At 37.1% G+C, this 13912-nt stretch carries 12 protein-coding genes; 7 read left to right on the top strand and 5 right to left on the bottom strand.

Translation table 11 applies throughout. The features are described 5' to 3' along the window. The first annotated feature begins 33 nt into the window (after positions 1 to 33). Positions 34 to 1278, top strand: a complete 1245-nt coding sequence (locus QPK98_RS11865) for a serine hydrolase domain-containing protein (protein WP_310993625.1) — start codon at positions 34 to 36, stop codon at positions 1276 to 1278. A 119-nt stretch (positions 1279 to 1397) separates the two neighbouring features. On the opposite strand, the gene QPK98_RS11860 is transcribed toward QPK98_RS11865, so the two are convergent. The 3 genes from QPK98_RS11860 to QPK98_RS11850 all read right to left on the bottom strand — a co-directional run bounded on the left by QPK98_RS11860 (position 1398) and on the right by QPK98_RS11850 (position 6400). Then, on the bottom strand, positions 1398 to 3104 hold the full coding sequence (locus QPK98_RS11860) for a potassium channel family protein (protein ID WP_310993623.1): 1707 nt from the start codon (positions 3102 to 3104) through the stop codon (positions 1398 to 1400). Positions 3105 to 4226: 1122 nt separating this feature from the next. Continuing rightward, positions 4227 to 5435, bottom strand: a complete 1209-nt coding sequence (locus QPK98_RS11855; protein WP_310993622.1) for a M24 family metallopeptidase — start codon at positions 5433 to 5435, stop codon at positions 4227 to 4229. A 467-nt stretch (positions 5436 to 5902) separates the two neighbouring features. Then, positions 5903 to 6400 (bottom strand): DUF4494 domain-containing protein, encoded by a 498-nt coding sequence (locus QPK98_RS11850; protein ID WP_310993621.1) that lies wholly within the window; start codon positions 6398 to 6400, stop codon positions 5903 to 5905. Positions 6401 to 6964: 564 nt separating this feature from the next. Between QPK98_RS11850 and QPK98_RS11845 the strand changes: the two genes are divergently transcribed. Then, entirely contained in the window at positions 6965 to 7489 is a 525-nt protein-coding gene (locus tag QPK98_RS11845; RefSeq protein ID WP_310993620.1) for a c-type cytochrome, read from the top strand. Positions 7490 to 7932: 443 nt separating this feature from the next. Continuing rightward, positions 7933 to 8361, top strand: a complete 429-nt coding sequence (locus tag QPK98_RS11840) for an FKBP-type peptidyl-prolyl cis-trans isomerase (protein WP_310993619.1) — start codon at positions 7933 to 7935, stop codon at positions 8359 to 8361. Between the two features lie 374 nt (positions 8362 to 8735). Here QPK98_RS11840 and QPK98_RS11835 read toward each other — a convergent pair whose 3' ends face one another. Together QPK98_RS11835 and QPK98_RS11830 are read right to left on the bottom strand one after the other, a co-directional pair. Continuing rightward, complete coding sequence (locus QPK98_RS11835; protein ID WP_310993618.1) at positions 8736 to 8930, bottom strand: hypothetical protein; 195 nt, start codon at positions 8928 to 8930, stop codon at positions 8736 to 8738. Positions 8931 to 9636: 706 nt separating this feature from the next. After that, complete coding sequence (locus tag QPK98_RS11830; protein ID WP_310993617.1) at positions 9637 to 10254, bottom strand: hypothetical protein; 618 nt, start codon at positions 10252 to 10254, stop codon at positions 9637 to 9639. Positions 10255 to 10841: 587 nt separating this feature from the next. Here QPK98_RS11830 and QPK98_RS11825 point away from each other — a divergent pair. The 4 genes from QPK98_RS11825 (at position 10842) to QPK98_RS11810 (ending at position 13625) form a co-directional block, all read left to right on the top strand. Beyond that, positions 10842 to 11225 (top strand): DUF7793 family protein, encoded by a 384-nt coding sequence (locus tag QPK98_RS11825; RefSeq protein WP_310993615.1) that lies wholly within the window; start codon positions 10842 to 10844, stop codon positions 11223 to 11225. A gap of 11 nt (positions 11226 to 11236) precedes the next feature. Next, complete coding sequence (locus QPK98_RS11820) at positions 11237 to 12172, top strand: helix-turn-helix domain-containing protein (protein ID WP_310993613.1); 936 nt, start codon at positions 11237 to 11239, stop codon at positions 12170 to 12172. Positions 12173 to 12440: 268 nt separating this feature from the next. Next, on the top strand, positions 12441 to 13196 hold the full coding sequence (locus tag QPK98_RS11815; protein WP_310993612.1) for a hypothetical protein: 756 nt from the start codon (positions 12441 to 12443) through the stop codon (positions 13194 to 13196). Between the two features lie 18 nt (positions 13197 to 13214). After that, positions 13215 to 13625 carry a DUF5675 family protein gene (locus QPK98_RS11810; RefSeq protein WP_310993611.1) on the top strand — a complete coding sequence of 137 codons (411 nt, stop codon included), beginning with the start codon at positions 13215 to 13217 and terminating at the stop codon, positions 13623 to 13625. Positions 13626 to 13912 lie beyond the last annotated feature (287 nt).

Genomic DNA, 13912 nt, shown 5'->3' with positions numbered 1-13912 from the left:
AACAAATTTTCTCACTCTTTTAATCGGACACTAATGAAAAAAATAGATAAAACTATGATTGTTATAAAACATATTAAACTTTTCCTGCTTTTAACGCTGGGTCTAGTTACGCTAACACTTTCGGCACAGGATTGCCAAACCCTTACGCCCATAGCCGCCAATAATACAAGTGCAGCGATTCCCGGAGAAACTATGGGGCAGAAACTTGAAAGCCTTCTCTTTTGGTCGCAACAGGAAAAGGAAGAGCGTTTTTCAATTATGCATGCTATTTTTCCGAGCATTCAAGTTGCGAATGGTTCAAAAAGTGCTCCCTTTGAAAGTATAGAAAGTGTCAATCCACAATGGGAAGACGAAACCAGTGTATCTTCTTATATGGATAAGAACCGTGTTAAAGGCGTTATTGTTTTAAAAGATGGTAAAGTAAATTTGGAAGAATATGCAGATGGAGTTGACCAAGAAACACTTTGGACCTCCTTCTCAGTGGCAAAATCAGTTTCTTCTATGTTGTTAGGTGTAGCCTTAAAAGAAGGTGATATTGAAAGTTTGGATGATCCATTAAAAAAATACATTCTAGATTTTGAAGGCTATGATTATGGAGAAGTGAGCGTTCGCCAGCTACTAACCATGACTTCTGGCATTGATTGGAACGAAGATTATGAAGACGCAAATTCAGACGTGGCGCAAATGTACAAAGCACCTTGTGAAGATACGGAATCTCATATTTTAACCTATATGAAGCCGCTTAAGTTTATTCATAAACCAGGAACCCATTGGAATTACAGTACTGGAGAAACCGATCTGGTTGGAATTTTGATACAAAAAGCTACCGGAAAAAGCCTAGCCGAATATCTTTCAGAAAAGATTTGGCAACCTTACGGAATGGAACATTGTGCCTATTGGCTTGCCGATGAATGCAGTAATTTAAATATTGGCGGAAGTGGTCTCTCGGCCAGTTTAAGGGATTATGCCCGTTTGGGAACGCTAATGTTAAACAAAGGTAAACTGGGAGACGACACTATATTTTCTGAAGAATATTTAGATAATGCTACTGCTTTACGCTACAAAACCAATGACCAAGGTGGTGGATATGGTTATCTGTGGTGGCGTTTTAAAAACGGAAGTTACGCCGCCTTCGGAATTTTTGGTCAGATGCTTTACATCAATCCGAATAAAAACCTTGTGATCGCCCAAATTGCGGCTTGGCCGAAAGCTGGTTCAGAAAACCTCTCCAAAAAACGACAGGCTTTTATTGAAGCAGTTGAACGGGGAGTTGAATAATAAAACAGCATCGTTCACTACTAGAAATCACTAATTTCTGGTTAATAAGTCAATACAGATAGTAATCTAGGCGTTTCGCTCAAAAATAACGTATCAAGGTTAAATGCTAATTATGTCTATTAAATATCCTTAACGAATATTTTATTGAACTTCTCTCTCATTTCAATGTTCCCCAGCATGATAATTTCAGCTTTACGCGGAAGTATGGTATCTGCCGATAACAAGGTTTCTACATTGTCATTTTCTTTTACGGCAATAACAGAAAGCCCTGTTTTAGCACCTATTCCAGACTCTCCCAATGATTTCCCAACTAATACTGAGGGTATTGAGGTACTGAATAATTTAATGCCTTCGCCAAGTATATTTAGCTCTTGCCCTTTTGAAATGGAAAGTACTGCTTCAGACCCCAAGGTTGCATAACTCAACACAAAATTAGCACCGGCCCTATGCATGATATCAATATTTCGGGCTTTTGAAATCCGGCTTACAATGCGCACATCTGGATTCAGCTTACGGCAATAGGATGCCAAGTGGATATTCATAGCGTCGTCATGGGTAGAAAGCAAGACGGAGGGAGCTTCCATGATTCCTGCTTCCTTAAGCAATTCGTAATCAGAAGCTCTTCCGGTAAAAACTTTGTTACAAAAAGGACTAACTTTTCTACAGAGCGACGAATCTTTATCTATTAAGTTTACCGAGACTCCGTTTTTATGTAAAGACTCAGCGGCTGCCGAGCCTACTCTACCCCCACCAATAAGCACAACGGGATTAGAGTTGGCTAGATAGTCAAAGTATAACTCATCAATGCTTTGGAGCTGTTCTTGGTTCCCGATAATAACCAGAACGCTATCTTCTGATAGTTTTTCGCTCCCCGTGATTGGATGTAGCCGCCCGCGTTTCCAAATTCCTACAATACTCACGCCGTACTTCTGCCTTAATCTGGTCTCGCGAATAGTTTTAGAAACTAAGGAAGTATGGTGGATGGGCAATTCGGCAATCAATAGATTTTCATATTGACCTATGGGCTGCGATTTTGCATGCTGGGCATTAACCCTGTTGGCCAATTGCTCTCCAAGCCATCTTTTTATGGGCAAAACATGATCCGCTCCACTTAGTTGCTGGACATCTACCGATTCATCATCTGTAGCAATGGCAACAATAGGAATATTGGGCGCAAGATTACGTATGGTAAGAATAATTTTTGTGTTAACAATGTCGTCCCTATTGACCAGGACCAGTTTTGCATCCTTTACATTGGCACAGCTAAAAGTTTTTTCATTATCCAACTCTCCAAATATGACTGGAACGTTCTCGTCAAAATTTTTAAGCGCCTTATCTGGATCATTTTCAATAACGAAATAAGGTGTGTCCTCCTGTTTTAATCGCTCAGTAAAATCTCTTGCAATAACGTCATAGGCACATATTAAAATATGATCTTTTGTTTTGGGTGGAACGCTTCGCGGCACTCTGCTCTTCTTTTTGGATTCTAATAGCGGTACATAAAAATGCCTAATAAAGGCAAAGGGCAAAAAGATGAGTAACATAAATATACCGGTAAGCAACACAACGATGCTAAAAAACCGGCCCATATCAGATTCAAAGGTAATATCTCCAAAACCTAGGGTGCTCATTACGGTAAGCGTCCAGTAAAAACCCGTAATCCAAGAGTGATTTTGTCCTTCTATTTCCATAATGAAGTGGAAAAAAACAGAAAAAACAACAATGACTATCGCTAGAAAAACCAAGTATTTAAAAAGCACCTTGGAGTTTCTTTTAAACTCCCTATCGCTTAAATAATAGGCTAATTGACTACCAACAAATTTCATAAACTGTGATTTTGAAAAGATTTTGCGTTTAATTATTTAAAATTAATCCTGTCTTAAAGAAACTTTGTTATCCATTTGAAAAATTTTCTGTTGTTTTTTAACCTCTTTTCTTTTTTGCATCGCCCAAAACCCTTCGACTCCGCTCAGGACAGGCTTCAACAAAAAAGTCTAGGCTGACGAAACTTTATCTAAATTTATCATTCGGTAGCAAAATTTTAGGAACTCGCTTTGATATTTTTGCTAAATATAAAAATTTATAATGCTCAAACAGCCTAAAATTTTTAACGCTACTTTCATTTCAAATTTTACGATAAATTTTCGATAGGCCGATTTGACATTTAATTTTAAACTCCTTAAAAAATTAAACTTTCTTAAATATTAATAAAAGAGGTGTTTAACAGAGATTATTAAAAAGGTTTAAGACGCTATAATTTTAAAATCATAATTTACACAAATTAGGTCGTGTTTTAATTTTTAAACGAAAGAATTTAATTGGGTACTCCAAAAGCGTCCAGAAGTTTAGTTTGCAAACAGAAAAATACGATACGAAAATCGAGAAACCTAACTATGTTAGCGTGTTTTGTCCTAGGATCGTTAAAAGGTTAAAGAACAACTATTTTTCATTCATGGTTTATCATAACTAATTATAGCTGCTATAACACCATTCTATATTAGGTTTTATAACAGCTATCAATCCTGTCCTAAATATTTAACCTGTTCATTTTTTTACTCACTCTTTTAAATAATAAAATTGGAGTTCGTGAATCTTTGATTTCATTGATGATTCCGATAGCTATCGGAACGAACCAAAAACCCCGATAGCCATCGGGGCTAGGCTTACGAAATTTTCTCTAAATTTTTTGTTCGTTCCCTAAATTTTAGGAACTCGCCTTTAAATCCAGTGCTTTGATGACTATCTTTGCTGGCTCAAACAGCCTAAAATTTTACGGGAACTTCACTTCAAATTTTACGATAAATTTTCGATAGGCCAAAAAACAGGAATTCTCAACTACAGACCCCTAAGCTTCATATTATCTCTAAAGCCCCATTAAACAAAGGCTTTCAATGGTTTCCTTATGAACGTTTAGGACGCTATTGAACAGCTATATTTAATTATCAATATTATACCCCAAACGGGTTATCAATACTATGTGATGGTTCTGTAAACCATTGTGGCCCATCTTCGGTCATAAAGATATGGTCTTCTAAACGAACGCCAAATTCGTCTGGCACCACAATCATTGGTTCAATACTAAAGGCCATTCCCGCCTGGATTTTAATAGCATTACCCCTTAAAATAAATGGATGTTCATGGATTTCAAGGCCAATGCCATGCCCCGTACGATGCGGTAAGCCCGGAAGGTCATAATCTGGTCCCAGTCCGTCCTTTTCTAATTGAACCCGAACCATATCATCAATATAACCACAAGGTTTATTGAGTTGGGCGGCATCAAAAGCGGCCAATTGCGCGGCTTTTTCATTTGCCCAGATCTTCTTTTCCTTTTCAGTAGCGTCTCCATAGATATACGTTCGAGTAATATCAGACAGATAGCCTTTATACTGCGCTCCGGTATCTACCAAGACCATATCATTTTCTTCCAAGGCTTTGGGCGATTTTACACCGTGGGGAAAACTGGAGTCTTTGCCGAAAAGCACGATACAGAAATAAGAGCCACTGGCAATACCAAGTTTTTTATGTGCTTTATCAATAAAATCTTCCACTTCGGCCGTGGTAATACCTGGTTTTAAAATACGTGCTACTGCCTGGTGCACTTGCATGGTTAAATCCATGGGGTATTGAATATGGGCTATTTCGGCTTCACTTTTAAGCATCCTAATATCGCGTATCAACACTTCGGCACTGCTAATTTTAAATTTTTTATGTTCCTGAAAATGTGACACCATTGTAAAAGGCGTAGTATCATCAATAGCTAAACGAGTACCTTCTGCTACTGCTTCCGCTATCTTCTGAACTGGTGATTCGTGTTCTTTCCAAGGAATAATATCTCCTTGAACACCTATAAAGTCATTAAACGTACCAATCTCGAACTCTGGAACTACATAATGCAGGCTACCATCGGCAAAAAGAAGGGCGCCCACCAAACGTTCAGAGGGGTTCCATTGTGTATTGGTAAAGTACTGTAAGTTGGTGCCGGCATTTATATATAACGCATCCAACCCTTCAGATTTTAAGGCTACGCACGCCTTTTGGATTCGAGCCTGAAACTCCTTTTGGCCAATGGCGTTAGGCTTTGAAGTTGGTTCGATTAATTTAGAAAGTTCTTTTTCTGGTGTACTTCCACCAATGCCGTATTTTCTGTTTGTATTCATGCTTAATGTATTAAAAGTTAAAATTCAGTACTGTTGGACAAAGATATAGGACTGCTTCGCTATAAGAGGTAGGACGTAAGACTTAATTTCTTACATATTAATAATTGGATAAAGATTAAACTGTTTGAAATCTTTTCGAGATTGCACGAATAATAATTCCTAAAATCTGCTAACGGCTGAAATAAACCACTATGGATTAAAGTACCATAGATTTTTTAAACAGACTGAAAGTCTGTTTTATTCGTGAAATTAATAGAGTCTCGTCTCATCCGAATGCATTTTTAGAGAATAAATAGATTCGTGAATATTCGCGGAATTCGTGGCGAAAGTTTTTAGAAGCTAAAGCGAGATGCACTAAAGTACATAGTTTTAACTCTATTTGAGACCAATCAATTTAAAACAAAAGGTTTATGACTTCCATTTTAGTCCTATGTCTTACGTCTTAAAGTCCTAAGTCAATTTTCAAACTAACCTTCTTGTTCTACAAGCTCAGCAATTTCCAAAACATTAAATTTTTCCAGCTGCTCCTCCTCTCCCGTGAAGTATGGAAATACATCGACAATTGGCGATTCGGTAATTGAAGGGATTGTATAGTCTCCCATTGTCTCTGCCATAGCTTTTGTGCTGTTGTCAAAAGCTTCTTTTACATCATTGGCTTGTACGAGCAAATACATATTGGTCTTTTTTTCCTTCCCGCTTTCCTCATCTAGAGCCACTAAGGAGACCTTTGATTTAAACCAGCGATCGGAATTTTCAAACGGATGTACTTCGGCGAAGTTGGCTACTTTTATATTCATAATTCTGAACTCCGCATCGGTATATGCCTTCATTTCTTCAGTAATTCGCGCTTCGGCTTCGGTATAAGAAACGGCATCTAACAGATAGGTGTCTGTTGTTACTTTTTGCTCTCCTGTTTCATGTGTTTTTTTGTATTTCACCTTACATTCATACCAAGTTACATTCATAGTTGTTTTTTTTTAGGAAGCCAAAAATAGGATTTATAACAATCCTGTCCTAAATATTTAACCTGTTCATTTTTTCCATTGATGATTCCGATAGCTATCGGAACGAACCAAAAACCCCGTACAGCTGTCGGGGCTAGGCTTACGAAATTTTTTCTAAATTTTTCGTTCGTCCCCTAAATTTTAGGAACTCGCCTTTAAAACCAGTGCTTCGATGACTATCTTGGTTGGCTCAGACAGCCTAAAATTTTACGGGGACTTCACTTCAAATTTTACGATAAAATTTCGATAGGCCAAAAATAGGTTTTTTAATTATAACCCTTAAGGTTCATATAACTCCTAAATCCCAATTAAATAAAGGCTTTCAAGGAGTACCTTATAAACGTTTAGGACGCTATTGGATTTATAATATGCTTACAAATTAAAAAAAGGAATAGATGTTCACAATTAGCATGGGGAAAAGTCCCTGTATTATTAATGCTCTAAGCGCGAAGCTTTTAATTTAAAATTGTTCTAAAGCTAATTTTTAATACCTTAATCTTTCATTCATCTTAAAGCAAAATAATTATGGAAACAAAGAAGAAACTACTCGCAATTTTTTCAGGGATTGGAATTATTTTTCTGGTATTGGGTTTATATGCATTTAAATCTGCGCCTTTGGCAAATGAAGGGTATGCGCCACAGCCACCATGGGAAAACCTAAAAGTACTCCCGAAGGATATTTCAAAAGACAGCCTCAATGGATTGATGAAAAACTACGCGCTTTCTCTTGGCGTAAAATGTAATCATTGTCATGTACCCAGTAAAACCGACCCTACCGAATTGGATTTTTCCAGCGATGCAAAAATTGAAAAGGAGATTGCTCGGGGAATGATTAAAATGACAGACGATATTAACGAAAATAATTTTAAGCCATATTTTCCAGATCCAAAACCTCAGCAAGTACATGTAGTAAATTGTGTAATGTGTCACCGCGGAACTGCAAACCCTGAAAAGCACTTAGCGCAAATGGGAAAAATGTATAAAACCTATGATCCAGACCGCGATAATAGAAAGGAAAAAATCTTGGAAGCGGGAGAATGGAAGGAGTGAGATGTGAGATGTGAGATGTGAGATGTGAGATGTGAGATGTGAGATGTGAGATGTGAGATGTGAGATGTGAGAAAAATAAAAAAAGCTGCAACAATTGGGGCGTTTTTATGGATTATTTTGGTTTTTTTCCTTTTGCAAATAAAGTTCTAAGTGCTGTAAAATAGTTTAAACTAAGGTTCGGTTTAATTTTTTAGGGAACATTCTAATTTCTTGTATAAGGTTTAGAATCTTTACAACTAAGTTTTTTCTAAAACGTAAAAGTCGTTGCTAACTCTCAAGTTTTAAATGGTATTACTGTGTATTACAGGATTATTGACGTTGAACTAAACATTTCGTTAACGTTTACATAAAACTTAGAATTAAAGCCTACATTCTGTGGAATTGGCGACTCAAACCTATAGTTTTGCCCACTTATTGATTAAATAATCGAAAAAACAAACATTATGAGTCAAGTAACAGGAAATGAAACCGTAAAACTTCACTACACAGGGAAACTAAACAACGGACAAGTGTTCGATAGTTCTGTAGAGCGTGAGCCACTAGAGATAAAGCTTGGTGAAGGCCGTTTAATTCCCGGTTTTGAAAAAGGTCTGGTTGATATGAAGGTTGATGAAAAGAAAACTATTACCATTCCTAAAGAGGAAGCTTACGGAGAAGTACAAAAAGAGCTTTTCCAAAAAATACCAAATGAGAATCTTCCTCAGGAAATAAAGCCAGAAGTTGGTATGGGGTTAGTATCTAAAAACCCTGACGGTTCTGAACGCCAATTGCGTATAGCCGATGTTAAGGAAGGGTTTATCATTGTTGATGCAAACCACCCACTTGCAGGTCAGGATTTAACCTTTGATCTAGAATTGCTTGAGATCAAGTAATTTTTAAGAAATATATTTTTTTTAAAAAGGCTGCCGTGATGGTGGCCTTTTTTGATTTGAGGAGAGAAGGTTTGGAGTGATGAATTAATAATTGTTCTTGATGGTTTAGATTATAGTGCAGTATGTAATCTTGTACTGATATAACCCCAACTTGGATAAACTATAAATGGATTGGAGACTGGCGAAAAGAGCTATGAACTCTTTAAAAGAAAGTTGAAGGGTTTCTAATGGAGCGGCTATTTTATATGCGTGATAATTACTTCGGGGTTGATACCAGTGTAGTCTGCAAATTCATAGATGGTTAGGAGATGGTGCTTCTTTTTACGGAAGTAATTTCTAATTTCCTTATTTAAATATAGGGCATGACGATAAGACTACCCTGTTAGTAATTGAATATCCTTTGGATAGATTATTACTCGGGAAGGTCCAGGCCGTCTGCTGTGAGATGGTTTTCCTTTATTTTCTTCATCGCCTTGCATAAAGATTGATGTTTTTTCATAGAGGTTCACTTTTAAATGACGGTAACGAAAGGCGTAGTCTTTTGTATGGAAGGGAAATACCCATCTCATACCGTATTTCATTATATACTGGGGAAAGGCTTTTACCTTGTTAACAAAATGTTGTCGCCTTTAAATTCGGTCATTTTCCATTTTATTTTCACTGCATTTCGGGCGGGTTCCTCATAATTTGAATCCCCCGCGCTGGATACAAACCAATTATAGCATCAAGGAACGAAAGGAAACTTCGTTTTCTATATTACATTTCAAAGTAAATGGGTATTAGTGGCTTTTATACGTTTTAATCACTATTGTCTATTTAAAGAATTACGACTGAGCACTAACCAGCTTAAAACTCATGCTTGTATTCATCATGCTACTTTTATACAACTTCGTTTATAATTTTTCGAAACGCAAGGGGTTACAATTTATAACTTCCTCAAGGCCTTATTATGAATGAAATAGCAGCGATTATCAAAATTTTTATCAGGCGGCAATGTCTATTAATTTTATAAATTCTGGGGAAAGAAAAAGAAGGGATATTTTTAATCTTATTGTGATAGTAGGACTATACTAGAGGTTATGTAGGGAAACACTAGCATAAAACTAGCATTCCACTAGTATTAAAGGTTAGGAAACAATAAATAACAATGGTATTAAAAGTACATTTGTACAAGGTGAAGTATGCTCATATACTTTCCAACACTACATTAATACATTTTAATAACCCATTGTAAAGGGTTAGGTTTTTAGTTTATTTTATATTTTTCTTCCGCTTCTAGTGTTTATACCCAATAAAACTTCGAAGTTCATCAAGAGGTATAAAGTTAATTCTTGAAAATTTTCGTCGAACTATTTTAAACTGACTAATATGCCTATAATAGAGCGTATCACCCAAAAACCATAAAAATATGTTATCCATAGCAGCGCGAAGATCAGCCTTTGCGAATTTTCTATCCGTTTCTAAATAAATCATTAAATGAAGTTTATTCGAGGTTTTATACACTTTTGAAACGGCAAAGTAAATTTCATAAATGATAGTCTGTGCGCCTAAAAAATTGAATTTTGAGCAGAGGGAAATTAGGGATTCCTCATAGGGCTTAATACCCATCTGATACTGCCAGCGTTTTAATTGCGGGGCATCAATCAAGACTTTATTCACCAGTGCTTTTAAGCGGTAATTCCCTTTTACAATGAATATCAAACTGGAGGAATTGGGGAAGTTTGATGCAAAAAGCACAGAAATCTGCAATCCAGGGTTTACTTGAATTACTTTTGCGTACAACTTGCCAAATAGCTTATTTCTTAATTCGGTATTCCCTACACTATTGGCATGTAATAGATCGGATTGAATGGCTAAAAAGCAATTCCAAAATTTATTTATTAGCGTTTCCATAATGTTGATTTTTTTAATTCACTCATCTACCAATAAATTTGAAGGACGCAGGGGAAGTTTTTAATTTAGAATTAGGTTTCTATATACAGCAGTATATAATTACGCTCTATTTTGACAATTTCGCTATAGCGTTTAAAAAGATCAGCTTAAGTTCTAGGCTTTATTTCGATTAAAGTTTATGGCTCTAATTTATTCTAGCGTTGATTTCAATGGTCCATTTAAAAATACAAGGGTTTCAAGTTGGTCTGAATGGAGAAAATCCGGATATTACTTTGGGGATAGGATAAAAATAACCGGAATTTCGGTATTTTATTTTTACCCCTTCCCTAAAGGGTGAAAAAACACCGAAAATTTCAAATATCCAACATGATAGCTGTTTTAAACTAGAGCCAAGTTTATAAAAAATTATACTTCCCACAAATTAATAGGAGAGGATATCATAGAATAATCCCTTTTATACTAGTCTTAATCCTTTACAGCATAGTTTCGACTCTTAAGCACTGAACGTCAACACTTAAAAACTTATGTTTTTAAGATTATTCTAAAATATTTCTTAAATTAGAAGTGTGATAAAATAGAATTTTGATATGGATCGAACGCATGAAACTCTTTACTGTAAGTATGGCATGGTAGATGGAATCCTGTTTTGTCTATACAAGCCTATAGCCTATATCACGTTGGAAATTGCTAGAAATATCGTTTCCAGCAGGCTTCATTTTCAGGAAAATGAAGCATTTTTAGTTTTTTGTGACACTCGCGGTATCAAGGACAGTAGTAAACCTGCCCGTGACTATTTAGCAAGGGAAGGTTCTACATTGGTCAAGGCACTAGTGATTTTTGACGATAGGAATTTGAGTACGCACATGCTTCGCTATTATCTATTCCGCAATAAACCATCGGTTCCCACGGCCATTTTTAAGGAGAAAGAGAAAGCTTTGGAGTTTTTAAAAAGTAATTCAGGTTACGATTAACAGATGGCGGAATGGGAACGAAAGACAATAAGCGGTTAAAAAGCATCAGCAGCGCTTTGTTTGCCATAGCACAGGGAAAGTTTAATATGCGAATTCCAAGAACTAAGGAAGACGATGTTATAGAAAGCATTATAGTATTGGTAAACATGATGGCCGAAGAAATGCGCGAAACCTTGCAGCTGTATTCAGAGCTCCATATTCAAACGGAGCATCAAGAACATCTTTATATAGTCTTTATATTAGATAAAAGTCTCAACATACAATATGTAAGCTCTGATGTAATGACCGAATTAGGCTATAAAGCAGAGGATTTAATACATAAACCTTTTTTAATTCTATTATCCAAAACCCATAATGATTTATGGCGAACGAAGGGCAACAAACTCCTCTACCCCATGAAATACAATAAACGGCACAGCTTAATTTTGTTAGATAAAAATAGAACTGAGCGACCTTACTACTGTATTATTACTCCTCTTTTTTCAACAGGCAGCCAAAATCAAAATTTTATGGTAAGCATTTATGAGCCTATTCTACAAGCTAGAATGTTAGAGGACAAGGCAACACATAAGAGACCAGCTATTTATAGAAAGCAAAAAAGCTATAAACCGCCCAATGTTTTAACAAATGTCAAGGATCGTAAATTATTACGGGCCATATACCAGTATATTATAGAAAATCTGGAGAAGCCTCTACCCCACTTACCAGAATTGGCGAATAAGTTTGGAACGAATGAGTTTAAGCTGAAATACGGGTTTAAGCAAATGTACGGTATCACGGTGTTCCGTTTTTTAAAGAAGGAGCGGATTAAGAAAGGGAAGCTACTTTTGGAGAATACTAGTTTACCAATAAAAACCATAGCTGAAATGTGCGGATATTCGAATCCCTCGCATTTTAGTAAAGATTTCCGGGCTGCCATTGGGGTATCGCCACGAAGGAGTCGGTAATTTGTAAGGTTCTTCCTTAGGATGGCTTCACCCCCTTTTCTAAGCTGGAAAGATAAGGGTTATTTCTACTTGTATTTTCGAACAGTATGAGAATGGTCTTGTCATTGATTAATTGATTGGGTGGTAGGGAAAGGAGTTGGTGTTAGGCATTTTGAGTATGCAGGAATATGCAGAATTATGCAAAAACATGCAATCTGTGTTTTGAAATATTGAATCAGAAGGTTTGGGCTGTAAGTTTATGGCATGTTTAACCTTAAAATCTGTTATTATGGCAAAACAAAAAGGAATTATTAAGTTAAAAGGTACTATGGGAGATTTTACCTTTTACAAATCGGGAGACGGGTATTTGGTTCGAGAAAAGGGCGGAATTGAGAAAAACCGTATTATGAACGATCCGGCGTTTAAAAGAACTCGGGAAAACGGGATGGAATTTGGAACGGCTGGAAAAAGTGGGCAGCTCATCAGAAAGGCGGAACGACTATTACTGCGACAGGCAAGTGATAATCGTATAACTTCGAGATTAGTGCAGGTACTGATGAGAGTAATTAAAGCGGATGCGCTTAACAAGCGTGGCGAGAGAACAGTGCAGGACGGAGACATGAGTTTAATGAAGGATTTTAACTTTAACCTGAAAGCTAAGCTCAACACAGTTTTTTTTAATGGATACAATCCAGTTTTTGATCGGGCAGCGGGAACCTATGATGTTGCTATTGATGCTTTTGTGCCAAACGAGACCATTGATGCGCCACGTGGGACAACACATATTCAAATGGTAGGGGGAATTTGCGCCCTAGATTTTCCAGAGAGAACTTTTGAGGAAGATCATGCTTTTTCCCCAATTATTCCTTGGGATCTAACCCAGCAAGCAGCATTGACACTAAGCGCTAGTATTAGCGCAGGGAGTGTTTTACCGGTGATTCAGTTAGTAGGAGTAAACTTTTTCCAGGAAGTTAATGGAGATATGTATCCACTTAGAAACGGATCTTTTAATGCCTTGGCAATTGTTGATGTAGATCAGCTGTAATCCTAAAAAACTGAAGCTATGCGACTCTATCTTCACAGAACCCATTACCGGGCGGGCACAAACGGCGCTTTATTCCATAAGCAACATTTTCTTTGCTTTTGTATTGAATTACCCTGGCGACTAAATCAACGAAATGTATCATGTATTCCAGATGGTACATACGAAATGGCAGTTTTTCACTCCCCTACTTTTAAACATCATTTGTTGTTGAAAAACGTACCAAACCGAAGTGGTATTCTAATTCACCCCGCAAATGATGCGCTTGAAGAGTTACGCGGATGTATTGCTCCAGTTTCCCAATTGACTGGAATTGGCAAAGGGCTTGGGTCTAGAAGGGCTTTAGATTTACTCTTGATGCGGATTGAAGGATTTTGCGAGCCTGGGGAGGCATTAACATTGACAGTGATCTCGGAGCTTTCAGGGCGATGATTGCTTCGTAAATTGTTTTTTTTAGAGACTTGAGATTGGGATTTCGGCTCGGCATGGTGTTACAGATAGGAGGCGTGTAGGCTAAGGGAGGTATTTATGCTTTCTCAGATTAAACTATATCTACACAGAAGCGTCCCCACCTAGAACCGTTCGCTGCTAGAGCTGTCCCCTCATGGAGCTGCCCCTCCCAGAACCGCTGAAGAGGCGGTTCTGACCTCCTCCGAGGGGAGGTGATAGGGAAGTCATATTATATAGGAGTGCTTAGTTATAGTCAAGATTTAGTATTA

Source organism: Aequorivita marina (genome assembly GCF_031631895.2).
Lineage (GTDB): Bacteria > Bacteroidota > Bacteroidia > Flavobacteriales > Flavobacteriaceae > Aequorivita > Aequorivita marina.
This window is presented reverse-complemented; position numbering and strand designations above follow the sequence as displayed.